14 protein-coding genes and 2 pseudogenes are annotated in these 15,672 nt (G+C 65.2%); 10 read left to right on the top strand and 6 right to left on the bottom strand.

What is annotated here, in order from left to right; genetic code table 11:
- Positions 1–177 precede the first annotated feature (177 nt).
- Positions 178–477, top strand: a pseudogene (locus MKK58_RS05920) (transposase); the annotation flags it as partial.
- 283 nt (positions 478–760) lie between these two features.
- Here the strand turns inward: MKK58_RS05920 and MKK58_RS05915 are convergent.
- Positions 761–1,516, bottom strand: coding sequence for an SDR family NAD(P)-dependent oxidoreductase (locus tag MKK58_RS05915; protein WP_056472979.1), 756 nt, complete (start codon positions 1,514–1,516; stop codon positions 761–763).
- A 111-nt stretch (positions 1,517–1,627) separates the two neighbouring features.
- Between MKK58_RS05915 and MKK58_RS05910 the strand changes: the two genes are divergently transcribed.
- Positions 1,628–2,521 carry a LysR substrate-binding domain-containing protein gene (locus MKK58_RS05910; protein WP_147812808.1) on the top strand — a complete coding sequence of 298 codons (894 nt, stop codon included), beginning with the start codon at positions 1,628–1,630 and terminating at the stop codon, positions 2,519–2,521.
- Positions 2,522–2,595: 74 nt separating this feature from the next.
- Here MKK58_RS05910 and MKK58_RS05905 read toward each other — a convergent pair whose 3' ends face one another.
- A complete protein-coding gene (locus MKK58_RS05905) occupies positions 2,596–3,495 on the bottom strand; it encodes an MBL fold metallo-hydrolase (protein WP_147765121.1) in 900 nt (299 codons plus the stop codon).
- A gap of 399 nt (positions 3,496–3,894) precedes the next feature.
- Complete coding sequence (locus MKK58_RS05900) at positions 3,895–4,164, bottom strand: hypothetical protein (RefSeq protein WP_056472917.1); 270 nt, start codon at positions 4,162–4,164, stop codon at positions 3,895–3,897.
- Positions 4,165–4,448: 284 nt separating this feature from the next.
- Between MKK58_RS05900 and MKK58_RS05895 the strand changes: the two genes are divergently transcribed.
- The 8 genes from MKK58_RS05895 (at position 4,449) to MKK58_RS05860 (ending at position 11,323) form a co-directional block, all read left to right on the top strand.
- Positions 4,449–4,979: a sigma-70 family RNA polymerase sigma factor gene (locus MKK58_RS05895; protein ID WP_056472915.1), complete on the top strand. Its 531-nt coding sequence runs from the start codon at positions 4,449–4,451 to the stop codon at positions 4,977–4,979.
- Between the two features lie 2 nt (positions 4,980–4,981).
- On the top strand, positions 4,982–5,749 hold the full coding sequence (locus tag MKK58_RS05890; RefSeq protein WP_056472976.1) for an anti-sigma factor family protein: 768 nt from the start codon (positions 4,982–4,984) through the stop codon (positions 5,747–5,749).
- A 9-nt stretch (positions 5,750–5,758) separates the two neighbouring features.
- A complete protein-coding gene (locus MKK58_RS05885; protein ID WP_056472912.1) occupies positions 5,759–6,871 on the top strand; it encodes a catalase family peroxidase in 1,113 nt (370 codons plus the stop codon).
- A complete protein-coding gene (locus MKK58_RS05880) occupies positions 6,868–7,416 on the top strand; it encodes a cytochrome b (RefSeq protein ID WP_056472909.1) in 549 nt (182 codons plus the stop codon). The genes MKK58_RS05885 and MKK58_RS05880 overlap by 4 nt, the downstream gene beginning before the upstream one ends.
- 29 nt (positions 7,417–7,445) lie before the next feature.
- The gene (locus MKK58_RS05875) at positions 7,446–8,579 is read left to right on the top strand and encodes an FAD-dependent oxidoreductase (RefSeq protein ID WP_056472974.1); all 1,134 of its coding nucleotides are present in this window, start codon (positions 7,446–7,448) and stop codon (positions 8,577–8,579) included.
- Positions 8,580–9,218: 639 nt separating this feature from the next.
- Positions 9,219–9,695 carry a BLUF domain-containing protein gene (locus MKK58_RS05870; protein WP_055955782.1) on the top strand — a complete coding sequence of 159 codons (477 nt, stop codon included), beginning with the start codon at positions 9,219–9,221 and terminating at the stop codon, positions 9,693–9,695.
- A gap of 250 nt (positions 9,696–9,945) precedes the next feature.
- On the top strand, positions 9,946–10,860 hold the full coding sequence (locus MKK58_RS05865; RefSeq protein WP_056472904.1) for a B12-binding domain-containing protein: 915 nt from the start codon (positions 9,946–9,948) through the stop codon (positions 10,858–10,860).
- 40 nt (positions 10,861–10,900) lie between these two features.
- The gene (locus MKK58_RS05860; RefSeq protein ID WP_056472901.1) at positions 10,901–11,323 is read left to right on the top strand and encodes a BLUF domain-containing protein; all 423 of its coding nucleotides are present in this window, start codon (positions 10,901–10,903) and stop codon (positions 11,321–11,323) included.
- A gap of 64 nt (positions 11,324–11,387) precedes the next feature.
- On the opposite strand, the pseudogene MKK58_RS05855 reads toward MKK58_RS05860, so the two are convergent.
- From MKK58_RS05855 to MKK58_RS05845, 3 genes and pseudogenes are all read right to left on the bottom strand, one after another.
- A pseudogene (locus tag MKK58_RS05855) lies at positions 11,388–11,615 on the bottom strand (hypothetical protein); the annotation flags it as partial.
- An 89-nt stretch (positions 11,616–11,704) separates the two neighbouring features.
- On the bottom strand, positions 11,705–13,129 hold the full coding sequence (locus tag MKK58_RS05850; RefSeq protein WP_409565191.1) for a carotenoid oxygenase family protein: 1,425 nt from the start codon (positions 13,127–13,129) through the stop codon (positions 11,705–11,707).
- A 403-nt stretch (positions 13,130–13,532) separates the two neighbouring features.
- Complete coding sequence (locus MKK58_RS05845; protein ID WP_243911199.1) at positions 13,533–15,569, bottom strand: ATP-binding protein; 2,037 nt, start codon at positions 15,567–15,569, stop codon at positions 13,533–13,535.
- Between the last annotated feature and the right edge of the window lie 103 nt (positions 15,570–15,672).

The raw sequence follows: 15,672 nt of genomic DNA, 5'->3' as shown, positions 1-15,672 counted from the left end.
AAATGCACGGGCCATGGTGCTTCAAGGCGTTGTCGTTCTATCGGAAACAGTACCCCCCAGGGACGGTACGCTCCGCGCGACCTCGCCCTCGGTTGATTGCAAATGCCGCAGGCTGTTGCAGCATGCCCACACATCTTGACCTCGGCGAGAAACGACGGGAGTGGCGGGGGGCGCACCTGTCATGCCTGCGCGACGCGAGCGCGCTGCACGCCCGAGAAGGTCAAGCGCTTCAAGCGCTGGAAGCACGAGGCGGGGCTGGAGGCCATGCAGAGGCGGCTCGATGCCATGGCGGTCCGGCGCGCCACGGTCGAGCACGTCTTTGGAACGCCGAAAGCCTGGATGGGCAGTACGCCCTTCCTGATGAAGGGCCTGAAAGGCGTGAGAACCGAGATGAGCCTCGCCATCCTCGCCTACAACGTGAAGCGGATGATCCGCCTGTTCGGCGCAACTTGGCTCATCCAGGCCATTCGAGCCTGAAGCTGCCCGCCGCGCCGCCGTCGTCATCCTGCTGATCGACGCTGGCGGCCACGATCAATGCGTTTTGACACGGCCTGGGTCGGGACCCGTCCGGCCGCTCTACGACCGGGATGGGTGGCAAGCGGCCAGTCCGCTTCTCATGAAATTCGGCGAGAAGCGGGCATGGTTGCTCACGTCGTCGGCTTTCGGTAGCTGACCGCGGACAGGGATCAGCGAAGGCGAAACCACGAGAGTAGCGTCGGTTGATGACAGCTCTTGATCTGTGAGCGTTCAACCCGCCTCGTCAGACTTGTGCCTGACCGCCATCGACGAACAGCTCAACGCCATTGACGAAGCTCGCCTCGTCGGAGGCCAGGAACAGGACCGCATTGGCGATCTCGGGCGCTTCGCCGACGCGTCCGAGGGGGATGCGAGAGCCCAGGAAATCAACAAGGCCCTGCTGCTTCTCGGCATCGTCGCCGGCAAGGCCGACGAGGCCCGGCGTGCGCGTCGCACCGGGGCTGACCACGTTGACGCGGATGCGACGCTCCTTCAGGTCGAGGATCCAGGTGCGCGCGAAGTTGCGAACGGCTGCCTTGCTAGCGGAATAGACGCTGAAGGCCGGCGTCCCTTCGCTGCCAGCGGTCGAGCCGGTCAGCACCACCGCGCCGCCATCCTTCAGAAGCGGAAGGGCCTTCTGGACAGTGAAGAGCGTGCCCTTCACGTTGGTATCGAAGGTGCTATCGAACTGCTCTTCGGTGATGGTACCGAGCGGCGCGAACGCGCCACCGCCGGCATTGGCGAAGACGACGTCGATCTGCACGTGCTTCTGCTGGACGGCATCGTAGAGGCGGTCGATGTCGGCGAGGTTCGCCATGTCGCCCCGAACGCCGGTGACCCGGCCGCCGATCTGCTCTACCGCCGCGTCGAGCGCGTCCTGACGGCGACCGGTCACGAACACCGAGGCGCCCTCGCGCGAGAAGGCCTTGGCGGCGGCGAGGCCGATGCCGCTGGTGCCACCAGTCACCACCACCACCTTGTCCTGGAATCTGCCGGTCATCATCGCTCTCCATGGTTCGGCTGCGTGTGAGCCGCTGACGAGAGAGATGCTCCCAGAACGATGATGCGAACAGGCAGTGGAAATGGCACTTAGCGTTCCAATCGGGGAACGATGATGCGCCCAGACCTCAACGATTACGTCACCTTCGCCGAGGTCGTTGCCCATGGCGGCTTCACCGCCGCAGGCCGGGCGCTTCGCGAGCCGAAGTCGAAGCTGAGCCGGCGTGTCTCGGCGCTGGAAGCCCGACTTGGGGTGCGGCTCATCGAGCGCTCCAGCCGGCGCTTCCGCGTCACTGAAGTCGGACAGACCTTCTACGAGCGTTGCCGCGCCATCATGCTGGAGGCGGAGCGGGCCGAAGCGCTCATCGCGGAAGCCCAAGCTGAACCGCATGGGCGGATCCGCATGAGTTGCCCGCGGAACCTCGTGAAGGTCGTCTCCGCTATCGTGCGAGGTTTCCTCGACCGCTTCCCAAAGGTCCAGCTCCAACTCGTCGTGACGGATCGAGCCGTCGACCTGATCGAGGAGCGGATCGACGTCGCGCTGCGCGTTCGACACGAGCTGACGAGCGATGCGTCCCTCACCATGCGGTCACTCGGCCGCTCTCGCTGGATCCTCGTCGCAAGCCCGCGGTTCGCGAACGGCCTCGGCGCCGGCCTTGCCGAACTCGCGTCCGTCCCGACCATGGGCACGAGCGACGAGGTGGGTGAAACCACCTGGATGTTGGAGCGAGAGGACGGAACAGCGCATGTGATGCGCCACGAGCCGCGCCTGACCTGCGCCGACTACGCCGTTCTCTGCGATGCCGCAGCGGACGGACTGGGCGTTGCCTTCCTGCCCGATCACGCCTGTGCAGCACACATCGACGCCGGAAGGCTCGTCCGTGTCTTCCGGGACTGGCGGAGCAGGGACGGCATCGTCCATCTGGTTTTCACGACCCACCGCGGCCTGCCGCCCGGCGTCCGATCCCTGATCGACCACTTGGCAGGAGAGTTTCCGGATCTTTGAGGGTCTGAACACCCCGGTTGACGGTCATTTCCTTGAGGGTAGCGAAACTCAGCCTTGATGGATGATAATCAATTTTACCATCGAATTTCGCTAGGATAGTATCTGAAGCCGTCGCCGTCGACAGCAACATGACCCAAACCAGGCCATGGAAAATGGCATGCAAATAAGCGTGCGCGCGTTTCAGCGATGCTTGATAGCAGGCCTATCCTTGATTTTACTGCCTGATCCGGGTCAATATCAGCAAAAAACTTGAGGTTTGGACTTTCGAAAATCAATGCCGCATGATGCACCAGATCGCCAATAATATACAGTTGCTCATCACCTGAGTGAAGCCGAAAGCAACTATGTCCTGCGGTATGGCCTGGCGTAAAAATGGCCTGTATTCCCGGCAAGAATTCTTCATTGTCTTTGAAGAAAGCAATCCGATTTCTCACTGGCAGCAGGTTGTTTCGCGCTATCCGAACCGCGAAACCAATTGGTGATTCAAAATATAATTCGTCGGTCCAATAATCAAAATCAATCTTTGTCAAATAAATTGTGGCATTTGGAAATTGGGGATTGCCTTTGTCATCGCACAGCCCGCCGATATGATCGGGATGAGGGTGCGAGCACACAACAGCGTCTATGCTTCCTGGATGGATACCAGCTGCTATCAAGCCATCCTGCAATAAGCCACCGCTGCTCCCGAAAATTTTCGAGGATCCGATCCCAGTTTCAAAAATCACATTTCTTCCGTTTATAGAGATAACGGGGATATTCATGGGGATCGTGATGCTTTTGGTCGGCAAGAAATTTTGCTTCAAGCGCCGTTCAAGCTCTTCCGTCGGGCTGCCGCCGAACGCGATGGCCGGAGGCCCAATATCAAGCACCCCGTCGGAGACAACAACGATGTCTGCAGCGCCGATGTTAAATTTGTAGGGAGGCGCTATTTTGGGGGGTGGCCTCAAGCTGGAATGATCGGCCAGAATTTGCATCACCTTTTCCTCGTCCTCGAATGCTATTTGCCTATAATCGAGATGCGTCTGCGCTTCATAAGCGAGACTACCAACCCGGCGATGTGACGGATTAGGCTATGCTCAGATATAGAAGACACCTCGGAATGCGCTCAGAGGGCGACTAACCCTTGCTGCGCCTGTTGAGTGTCTGCCTCCCGCAGATGTCTGCAGCGTTTCATCGGCACGCGGGAGCGTTACGGTCGTAAAATCAAAACACTGGCCATCCCTCTCAGTCGAACCCGCGCGCGGGCGACCGTCCCCGGTTGCTCGCATGATGCCTGCGTCTGGACCGCGGTACCGGTCTCAAACAATTTGCTTTGACTGGATGGTGTCGAGCGTTCCCGAGCGCGGGCTCGTCCGCGCTCGGGGAAAGCCGGGCTAGTTCGGGATCAGCTCACGGGCGGGGCCGCCTGTCTCCTGGCCGCGCCCCTGAGCATAGCCTGGAAGGGCAGGGTTCCGCGCGTTGCCGCTGTCGGTGTCCATCCCGCCGAGCCAGTAGGCTGACCGCGCCTGCGGCAGGACCGAGCCCGTGGTCGACGGGTCCTCGGTGGGATGGGAAACGGTCCGGGCCTGGGAGGCTCCGGTCAAGGCGGCAAGGGTGCAGGCAGACGCGAAAACGAGGGCCGAAACAGTCTTGAGCATCGTCATGTTCAATCTCCAGTATTTCCTGCCTGATCGACCAACGCTAAGCAGGGATGCCGGACAGACGACGTCTTCGGCTGCTTATTCCAGGTCGCGTCGAAGAATTTTGATGCTCGTATTCCTAGCCACATCACCGAGCATGCGTACGTGATGCGAGCCTGAAAAAGATCGCCGCGTGCGTGGAATAATCCCGGATTGGCAGCGTCCATGCCTCCGAAGCCAAGCCCAGAGCAGACTCACATCGTTTGGCTTGCGCACGGAGGGGTCCCGCCCATGCCAGGAGATCGGACATGACGGACATGATGCGCCTCATCGAGCCGCTGATCCCGGTCCTCCGCCGCTACGCCCGTGCTCTCCTGCGCAATCCCACCGATGCCGACGATCTCGTCCAGGATTGCCTGGAACGGGCCGTCGGTCGGTGGCACCAGCGCCAAGTCGATGGCGACACGCGAACCTGGCTCTTCGCCATCCTCCACAACCTCGCCGTGACGCAGATGCGCCAGCGCGCGCGGCGAGGTGCGCACATGCCGATCGAGGATACGGCGGAAGCCAACCTCGCTGTGGCACCCACACAGGAGAGCGGCCTTCGCCACCGCGACTTGATGAGCGCGCTCGATGCCCTGCCGGAGGAGCAGCGCAGCGTCCTCCTCCTCGTGACGGTGGAGGGCCTGTCCTACGCCGAAACGGCGGAAATCCTCGCCATCCCGACCGGCACCGTGATGTCCCGGCTGTCACGGGCCCGAGACCGGATGCTCCAGCTGATGGACGGCGCGGAGGCGGCCGTTCCGGCCAAGCGGCCGCTCCTGCGGAGGGTGAAATGACCATGCGTCCCATCAGCGACGACGATCTCCAGCGCCTCTTGGACGAGCGGCTGGATGCCGCCCGCAGGCGCGAGGTCGAAACCTATCTCAACGACCATCCCGAGGCGCGGGCGCGCGTCGACCGCCTCGTCGCCCTCGGCGAGGAGATGCGGGCCGCCTTCGCGCCCATCGCCGCGGAGCCGGTCCCTGCCCAGCTGAACCTGTCGCGGATCGTCGAGGCACGCCGTCGCCCGCAACGTCCCGTCTGGCAGGCGATGGCAGCCGGTCTGCTTCTTCTCCTCGGCGGCGCCGGAGGCTGGGGCCTGCGCGATGTGGTCTCGTCGGCGCCGGCTGGGATCGAAGCGTTGGCCCAGGCGGCGAGCATGAACTACGCGGTCTATGCTCCGGACCACACCCGGCCCGTCGAGCTCGCTGCCGCCGACCGGGACGAACTCGCGGGCTGGTTCTCGGCCCGGCTCAAGCGGCCGGTGGGCGTGCCGGACCTTAGCAGCTCCGGTTATCACCTTATGGGCGGGCGCCTCGTCGCGACGCAGCAGGGGCCCGCCGGGCTGCTGATGTACGATGACGGGCACGGCGCGCGCTTCGTGATGCTGATGCGGCCGATGTCCGTGCCCGGCGACGCGCCGATGCAGACGCACATCTCCGCGACGTCGAACGGCTACGCCTGGGCTCAGGACGGGCTCGGCTACAGCCTTGTAGGAGCGGCCGACCCGGTGGTCCTTCACCCACTCGCCAATGACATCCGCCGCGCCACCGCGAAGAAGATCTGAAGGCCAGCTATGTCCCTCCTCAACGACCTGACCGGCGCTAGTCCGGCTCTGAACCCGCGCGCCGTCCTCCTGCGGCTCGGTGCCATCGGAGGGCTTGTCGTCGGTGCTGCGGGGGCCTTCGCCTATGTCGGCGGCTGGTTCTCGCCGGGCGCCCTGACCCAGGCTCGGATCGTCGACCGCTTCGAGCGGGTCAACGGCCCGCATCCGGGATTCCGGCGTAACCACGCCAAGGGGCTCTGCCTAGCCGGCCGCTTCGAGAGTACCGGCCGGGGCGCGCGACTATCGAAGGCGTCGCTGTTCGCGGCGGGTCAGATCACCCCGGTCACCGGGCGCATCGCGCTCGCGGGCGGCCAGCCCTACGCAGCAGATGCATCGACCACGGTCCGCAGCCTCGCACTCCGTTTCCAACTTCCCGACGGCGAGGAATGGCGCACCGGCAACAACGACATCCCGGTCTTCCCGGTGCGGACCTCGGAGGCGTTCTATGCCCAGCTTCTCGCCGCCAAGCCCGATCCGGCCACGGGCAAGCCCGATCCCGAGGCACTCAAAGCCTTCTTCGCCGCGAACCCCGAGAGCGCGACGGCGGCGGCCTTGATCAAAGCGCGCACGATCACCTCCGGGTTCTCCGACGACACCTTCCGGGGCTTGAACGCTTTCCGGTTCGTTGCCGGAGACGGCACGCAAACGCCCGTTCGCTGGGCGTTCGTGCCGGAGCAGGCCGTCACAGCCGAGAGTGCGGCCCAGACCGCACGCGCGGACAAGAATTACCTGTTCGACGACTTCGAGTCCGCGGTCCGTCGGGCGCCCGTCCGCTGGCACCTTGTCGCCACCCTCGGCGACGCAGGCGATCCAACAGCGGACGCGACGCGTCCCTGGCCGGCCGAGCGGACGAGCCTCGACCTCGGGACGGTGATCGTGACCGCGACGGAGGCGGAGGCCAGCGGCAATTGCCGCGACGTGAACTTCGACCCCCTGGTCCTGCCCGCCGGCATCGCGGGATCGGACGATCCGCTGCTCAGCGCGCGCTCGGCGGCCTACGCGCAATCCTTCACGCGACGCGCCGGCGAGCCGAAGGCCCCGAGCGCAGTCCACGATGTCCCCGCTGCAGGAGCCGGATTGTGAGCACCACCATGAACTTCAACCGACCGGCCCGGCTGCTGCACTGGGCCATGGCCGGCATGATCCTGGCCATGCTGTTCATCGGCGTGGCGATGGTGACCTCTCTGGCGCACTATGACGCCCTCGTGGCGCTGCACCGCCCCCTCGGCATCGGCATCCTGATCCTCGCGGCGCTCCGCCTCGTCAACCGCTGGCGTCATCCGCCGCCCGAGCTGCCGGCGGACCTTCCGGGCTGGCAGCGACAGGCTGCGCACGCCTCGCACATCCTGCTCTACGGCTTGATGCTCGGGTTGCCGCTGATCGGTTGGGCGATGCTGTCGGCGGCCGGGTACCCCATCGGGCTTGGCGGCGCGGTGGTGCTCCCGCCGATCCTGCCGCGCGATCCCACGATCTACGCTTGGCTGCGTCCACTTCACACGGTGCTGGCCTACGCCTTGTTCGGTCTCATCCTCGCCCATCTCGGTGCCGCGCTGATGCACGGGCTGATCCGCCGGGATGGTGTCTTCTCCAGCATGGCCCTGCGCTTGACGACGCCGCGGTCACGATGACGACGGGCCAGGCAACGAGGCGAGACAGCATGGACGACAGCGCAGCGGGCCGGGTGCTTATAGCCGGGGGCGGTATCGCCGGACTTGCCATGCGGCGAGCGCTGCAGCGACGCGGCATTCCCTCGCTGACCCTGGAGCGGCGCCCGACGCCGGCCGATGCGGGCCTCGCCATCAACCTGCCGGGGAACGCAGTCCAAGCTCTCCGCCAGCTCGGCTTGAGCGAAGCCCTGCGCAACATCGGCTCACCCGTCCGTCGGCGCGAGTACCGCACCGAGAGCGGGCGCCTCCTCTTCGGAATCGACGAGGCGGCGTTCTGGGGGGAAGAAGCGTGCCCGCGTTGTGTGCGTCGCGCCGACCTGCTGCGCCTCCTGACGCTCGACCTTCCCCCGACCGATCTCCGGCCGGGATCTGAGATCAGCGCCGTCCGGCAGATGCCGAGGGGCGTCGCGGTCGAGCTTCAGGATGGGACGGCCGAAACCGGCGGATTCCTCGTCGGCGCCGACGGTGTCCACTCGCGGGTTCGAAGCGACACGTTCGGCGCTTCCGCGCTTGGAGCGGCGATGCTGGCCCCAGCGAGCTGGCGCTTCATGGCGCCGAACCCAGGCCTTGACGCGTGGACGCTTTGGGCTGGATCAAACGGATTGTTCCTGCTCATCCCCGTCGACCATGGCGAGGTCTACGGCTGGGTCTCAGTCGGCGAGACCGCCGGACGGGGGCAGGACTTGGCGGCCTTCCGGACTGCCTTTGCATCGTTCCCACCGCTCGTCCGCGACACCCTTGATGCGGTTCTGGCCCAGCCCGAAGCGCTTTATCATTCCCCGCTCAAAGAGGTCCGCATTCCGAGCTGGACCCGGAACCGGGTGGCGCTCGTGGGAGACGCCGCGCACGCGATGGCACCGGTTTGGGCCCAGGGCGCGGCGCTCGCCCTGGAAGATGCGCTGGTGCTGGCCGCGCTGCTTGCCGAGCGGACCGAATGGGGCATGGTCGGTGCCGAGTACGAGGCGCTACGCCGGCCCCGCGTGGCCCATGTCCAAGCGATGACCGATCGCCTATCGCGGACCGCACGGATACCGAGTTGGGCCAGGAATCTACTGCTTCCCGTCATCGGGCCGCGCAGTTACCGGGAGACTTACACCCTTCTGCGCGCGCCGGTCTCGGCTTGAGCATCGGGCTGTGGCCATCCACCCATCCCAAGGGTCGTAGGGCGGGACCTGCAAACCTTGACCGCTAGGAAAGGCGGACGTCGCGATTTGGGAGCTTAGTGGACAGCGGCAAGAAACTGCTCGTTGCAGAGGGCGACTTCTGGATCCGTTAACCGACGAACGACCGCTTCTTGGATCGTGGCGCAGCGACTTCTACGGCAGATTTGGGTCGGCTTCGGTCAGTCCGCACTACGACTGGGTTGGTGGTTTCCTGCCAGTTCGCTTTTGTGGAGCAGCCCCGTGGAAGCGGCAATCAGCTGCGGCGCTAGCTAATTGCGTGCCGGGTTGAAACCATGGATACCCGAAGACAGCGCTCTTCAGTTCGAAGCCTGCCAGCTGGGCAGCAAGACTCGGTAACGGATGCTGTCACCTCGCTACGCGCTCGCGCCTCATGTTCGAGACAGTCCTTCAAGGGGTACGTGAAAGGCGGGATTGGCCGAGGCTGTTCGCGCTGACGGGCCCATCACGCGGGAGAACCCGCGATATCGGCGCAAAGACCTGGGCAACCAAGTCCAGTTTCAAATCCGGTGAGATGCGCTATCCTGCCGTCCTCATGCTGGGCAGAACGGCTCGTCCAGCATCCCTGGAGAGGGTCCACCCATGTTGGACGAATACGGCTTTCTCCGTGGCGCTGAGTTGGACGAAGGCGCTCTGCCCGCTCTGTATCACTTCGTCTACTGCAGCCGTGCCGCCGATGGCGTCGATGACGCGGAGGTCGACCGGATTGTCGAGGCGGCCCAGCGGAACAATCTCGCTCGCGGCATCACCGGAGTTTTGGTCTTCGGCAGTGGCATTTTCTTTCAATGGATCGAGGGGCCGGCGGCCCAGATGCAAGATCTTGTCGCGAGCCTCCAGGGTGATCCCCGCCATCACGATCTCGTCACGCTCAGCCAGAGTGAGGAAGAGCGGGAGCGGCTCTATCCGAACTGGGACATGGAGAAGGTCGAAGCCGAGGACATCCGCGTCGTCTTGCAGGACGCCCTCGAAAGCACCGACGACAAGGACAATATCGCGGCCCTGACGCGCATCCTGCAGCAACTCGACACGGGTCCACTCCATACGCTCGGGCGCCTGTAGTCGCGGCAGCGCTCGGCAACTTTCCAGCCATATCCCTGCAGCGTCGATGTCCTGATCGATGAGCGCGCGCGGGGCGGATACAAGAATACCCCCTCTGGATTGTCGAGCGGACCAAAGCACACGTTGAGCCGGGAACTTTTCGCGAGCGCCTTTACATTCCGTCGGCGCGGCGCTCTGATGGGTCCAAGAGGCGCACGGCCATCGACCGACAATCGCCCCGGCACAGGAAGAGCGTTCGGGGGAGCGGACCATGTCAAACCTCGCTTTGTCCACCACTGCGTGGACTGATCCGTCGGCGCGACCCGCCGGCTGGGTCTCGGAGGTTCGGCTTGCCTATGCGCGCAAACGCACGGCCGAGGACAGCCGCCAGCGCGCCCTAGCTCTCAGCCGCATCGTCGAAACAGACATCATCCCGCGTTTGAAGCTGCTTCACCCGCAGCTTGCGCCCGCGGCGAGCGCTCCGCTCGCCAAACCTGACGCGCAACAGATCGAAGCCTTCACGCAGCTCCTCCTCGGTTCGGATCTCTCGGCCGCTTCGGACGCCGTCAGGGATCACCTGGCCAAAGGCCATTCGACCGAGAGCATGTTCCTCGAACTCCTTGCACCGGCCGCCTCCTTGCTCGGACGCCTATGGGACGAGGACCTCTGCGACTTCATCGAGGTGACCGTGGGCGTTGCCCGCCTCCAGCTGCTCCTCTCGCAATACCGATCCGAAACGAAGCTCTCCGCTCACGACGAGGCCCGGGCGGCCCTCCTGATGGGGGCACCGGGCGAGCTGCATACGTTTGGCGTGGCCGTCGTGGAGCAGTTCCTGCAGGTCGCAGGATGGCAGGTCACGAGTGGCCTGGCGTCCAGCCCGGGGCAGATCGCAAGCCTCGTGAGATCGACGTCGTTCGATGTCGTCGGACTCACGCTGAGCTGCGAGACCCGCATCGAAGGGCTCACGGCCTCGATCCAGTCGATCCGCGACGTCTCCCGGAACCGTTCGGTCGGTATCATGGTGGGGGGGCCTGTCTTCCTCGATAAGCCCGAACTCGTCGAGCGGGTCGGCGCGGATGCCTCCGCCGTCGACGCGCCTACGGCTGTCCTGCTGGCGCAGCGGCTTCTCGAGATCGGCCTCGAAGAAAGGCGGCGGGCTGACACCCAAACCGCCTCCTGCGGGTGACCCCAAGGTTTCGAAGGTAACGCGATCGGAGGCTAGCCAAATGAAGCTCGTGCAGCTCGTCTATGCGTCCCGTCCGTTCGGATTCGATCAATCCACCCTGGATGGCATCCTCACCCAATCGCGGCGCTGCAACACGCGGGACGGTCTGACCGGCGCTCTGGTTTGTCGTGGCGACATCTATCTCCAGCTCTTGGAGGGCAACGCAGACGCTCTCGATGCGACCTATGCGCGGATCGTCCAGGACGAACGGCACCTGGAGATCACGCGACTCGTCTATGCGGATGCGACCGAGCGACTGTTTCCCGCCTGGTCCATGCGGAGCGACCCTGCACGCACCTGGATGTGGTCCCAGGATGACGTAGCCAAGGGGGCGGCAACGCAGGCGTCACCCGAGTCCGTACTTGGAATTTTTCAACGGCTTGCGGCCGAGCCCGTCCAGCCACCTAAGCTCACCCTCGTATAATCTGCAATCGAAGGGCGCGCCTGAGGTGCGCATAGATGGAATTGAGGCCGGGCGTACTGCCTCAATGGCCAAGTAGGTGCGGCTTAACTGGTCCCAGGGACAGGGGCTCCCGCAGCAGCGGGTTGTCGAGCAGGTAGATCTGGCCGACCGAGAGGTCGTTTTCTACCCGCTGGTAGGCATCGATGGCAGCGAGACCTGTCGGTCCCAGCGGTCCGGGCACGAAGCCGGGGAGGAACGGCTTTCCTCCGTGATCCTGGATGACGGCAGGCTTCGGGTCGCTCGCAACGGGCATTTCGGCTTCCCGGGCATTACGGGACAATCCTGCGCCCCATGAGATATTACATAGGAAAGCGGATCAACTGCCGAAGCATCCAGAGACGGTCACTCGGCCCACGACTTTGGAAACCAGTTCCCATGAAAGCCTGGCGGGATCCGATGCCCCAGGTGCACCGCGGCGACGGGCGGCGCCTCGAATGCGCGCGCGTTGAGGATGACGAAGTCGGTCGTATCACTCACCGTGTCGACGACGAGCCCGACGAGCCAGCCCTCGTCTTCTTCAGCCTCGGGCCTCGCCGGCACGAACACGAACTCGCCTGGTACGCGGTCGGGGCCGAACTCGTGAACGCGCCGCTCCCGTGTCTCCAGATCGTGCTTATAGAGTTGCGTCGCGCCCAAGAGCTGCGTGTTGCCGTCGGCGGGGACCGAGCCCGTATAGACGTATCGGTGGGGCTGCCCGAAGCGACGCTCGTCGATCCGGGGGAACTCCTGCGCCGCGGAATCGATCACCCGGCGGTCGACCCGCCCCGTCGTGGCGTCGGCTGTCCAGCGCTCCAGCCGGCCCGGTGCATCGAGGCCGCCACCTGCCGAGGCGAACACCCTCTCGTAGGTGATGACGTCGAGGATCACCCGCCCATCAGCGTCTTCGTAGGCATTGGCAACGTGGAAGACAAAGCACGGCTCGACCGCGCACCAGATGATGTCGGCGGCCGTGCCATGCCGCGGGAGCAGGCCGACGCGGGCGCGGTGGGCCGGGTTCCAGCGGAACGGGAAGCGGTGTCCTGCCAGCACTGCCCGCATCGAGAAGGTGACGGGCAGGTCTAGCACGACGACGAAGCGGGTTGTGATCGCGCAATCGTGGATGCAAGGGCCGTGTTCGACTGGGATTGCTACGTCACGCACGACCTGGCCCAGGGGCGAGATGACGACGTGGCGCACGCTATCCCAGACGCGGCCGTCATAGGCGATGGCATGTGTTTCACCGGTCGCCGGATCGCGATGCGGGTGCCCCGTGAAGGAACCGGCGAGGGTGCCGTCGAACGTATCGTAGCGCTGCGTCTCCAAGTCCTCGGATAAAAAGACGGGAAAGCTGCCAGCTTCGACCACGGCAAAAGCGCGGCCGCCGATCGCGACGACATTGGTGTTGACGGTGTCGTCGCCGCGGCGCGGCCCCGGGGCAGCGGGGCGGCCGAGCGCTGCGGAAACTGCATGCGAGCCGATCCAACGGTTACGGTACCACAGGGCCTTTCCGTCCTCGATGCAGAGACCGTGCACCATGCCGTCGCCCAGGAACCAATCGTGGCCGCGCGTCGTCGGGCGGGCGGGGTTGGCGCCCATCTTGAGGTAGCGGCCCTCGAGCCCCACCGGGATCGTCCCGGTCACGGGCAAATCCCGCAGGGTCAACTCCTCGCGCATCGGCGCGTGGACACCGACTACAAAGGGGTGCTGCCTCCTCGGAAGGCGCAATCGATTGCAGGCCGCCACCAGCGCGACAAGGCCTTCGGCGGCGGCACGCAGGCTGGACTCCATTAAGTTCGGCATCGGGCGCTGGCTCGGGGTGGTCGGAGGAAAAGCGAAGGCCCTCGTGATGGAGGTGTTCCCGTTGCCGGGCAAGAACGACAGCTCTGTTCGCTTGGAACGACTGAGCAACCTTCTCGATGAGCATCTAACTACGTCTGGCCACGCGACGAGAGTGGATCGCTGCGTCTATGGCGCAGTCAGCCAAGCGCTCGGACGCCTCCAGCCGCCGGATGGATGGCTGCTTTTGGGTTTGCTATCGACCAACTTCTACGGCGTGGTTGGGTCGCGACCCGTCCGTCCGCTTCCGGGCGGAGGGCTAAAGCTTGCTTCCCAGCCGGCTTGGACGTTCAGCGCGCGCAACAAGCGTTGGATCCCAGGTGCTCCTGGAAGGCCCGATTCGTGATCGGCGTGCCTAAGCGTCCAATACCGAACGAACCTTTGCGGCGAGTTGGCTGATCCCGAACGGCTTCACGAGGACATGCGTGCCGGCATCGAGGACCCCGTTATGGACGACGGCGTTGGGCGTGTAGCCGGTCGTGTAGAGCACCTTCAGGCCCGGAAGGCGTACCATGGCAGCGTCGGCCAGTTGGCGACCCGTCATCTCCGGCATCACGATGTCGGTGAACAGTAGTGCCACGTCCTGGCCCGCCTCGATCATCCGCAGCGCCTCCGGCCCGCTCGCGGCATGGACGACGTCGTAGCCGAGCTCCCTAAGGCTCTCGACGGAGCAGGCGCACATCCGGGGGTCGTCCTCGACCACCATCACGGTCTCGGTCCGGTTGCCGCCCTGCGTTGCGTTCGCGGCCAACGGTGATGCCTTCGACGCCTCCTCGCCGTGGAAGCGCGGCAGGTAGACCTTGATCGTGGTGCCGTGCCCCACCTCGGAATAGATCCTCACGTGACCGCTCGACTGGCGCACGAACCCGAAGACCTGGGACAGCCCGAGTCCGGTGCCCTTGCCGACGCCCTTCGTGGTGAAGAAGGGATCGAACGCCTTGGCAGCCACCTCGGGCGGCATCCCGGTCCCCGTGTCCGAGACGGCAACGAGGACATACTGGCCCGGCGAGATCCCATGTTCCTTGGCGTAGTCGTCGTCGACGTGTGCGTTGGCGGTCTCGATGGTGAGACGCCCGCCGTCCGGCATCGCGTCGCGCGCGTTCACCGAGAGATTCAGGATCACGTTCTCAAGCTGGCTCGGATCGGCGTTTGCCTTCCAAAGCCCGGCCGAGAGCACCGTCTCGATCCGGGTCGCCTCGCCCAGGGTGCGGGAGAGGAGTTCGGACATGTCCGCGACCATGCGGTTGGCATCGACCGGCTCCGGGGCCAGCGGCTGCTGGCGCGAGAACGCGAGCAGTCGGTGGGTGAGCGCGGCGGCGCGGTTGGCCCCGTCCAGGGCGGCGTCGATGTAGCGGCCGACGTCGGTCCCGCCCTTGGCCAACCGGCGTTCGAGGAGGTTCAGGCTGCCGACAATGACGGCGAGCATGTTGTTGAAGTCATGCGCGATGCCCCCGGTCAGCTGCCCGATGGCGTCCATCTTCTGGGCCTGGCGCAACTGCCCCTCGGTCGAGCGCCGGTCGGTCAGGTCCACAGCCTCGGGCACGATGCCGAGCACCGTCCCGTCCGGGTCGCGCACCGGGTGCAGGGCGAAGTCGAAACATCGGCGCCCGCCCGGTAGCACGACCTCGATCTCGTGGCGCACGGTCTCGCCTGAGGAGGCCCGCTGTACCCATTCCCTTACGCGTTCAGGCATCCCGGAGGTCTCGGAGAACAACGGGGTTTCCCAAAGGCACCGACCCACTACTTCCTCGCGCGCGGCCGCGGCGGCCTTGAGCATGGTCTCGTTCGCGTCGAGGACCGTGCCGTCAGGGGCCAGCAGGCCCTGCACCTGGTAGGTCGTCTGGAAGATGGTCCTGAGCCTCGCCTCGCTCGCCTCAAGCTCGGAGGTGCGCCGGGCGACCTCGGTCACCGCGCGGCGCAACTCCATCTGGGCGATAACCTGGCGCGCCAACGCTTCGAGCGCGGTGGCCTGGAACGGCTCAAGACCCTCGCGCGGTTCATGGTCGATCACGCAGAGCGCGCCGAGCGCGGGCCCGGCACCGACGTCGAGGGGGGCTCCGGCGTAGAAGCGCAGGTAGGGCGGTCCGGTCACCAGCGGGTTGTCGCGGGTTCGTTCGTCGCGCGTCAGATCGGGGATGACGAGAAGGCCCTGGTGGTCGAGCGTGTGCTTGCAGACCGAACTGTCGAGGGGCGTCTCGCACGGCTCGAAACCGACGCGGGCCTTGAACCATTGCCGCCGTTCCTCGACGAGGCTGACGAGCGCCACCGGCGTGCCGCAGATCTGCGAAGCCAGCATCACAATGTCGTCGAACGCCGGTTCCGAGACGGGATCTAGGGCGCCGAGGTGGGCGACGGATCGCGACTGAGTAGGATCGGCCGTGGAAAGTTCCATGGCTGGAATCGTGGCGGCATGCCCGGGGTCCGTCAAGGATCCCCGGTGTCCATGCTTAAGGCCCGAGGCCGCCAAGTGCGGGCGCCGTCTCGGCTTTCCGCTC

The sequence above is a fragment of the Methylobacterium sp. J-078 genome (assembly GCF_022829285.1).
In the GTDB taxonomy this organism is placed as follows: Bacteria; Pseudomonadota; Alphaproteobacteria; order Rhizobiales; family Beijerinckiaceae; genus Methylobacterium.
The sequence above is the reverse complement of the archived record's forward strand: the minus strand, read 5'-3'. Positions and strand labels throughout refer to the sequence as shown.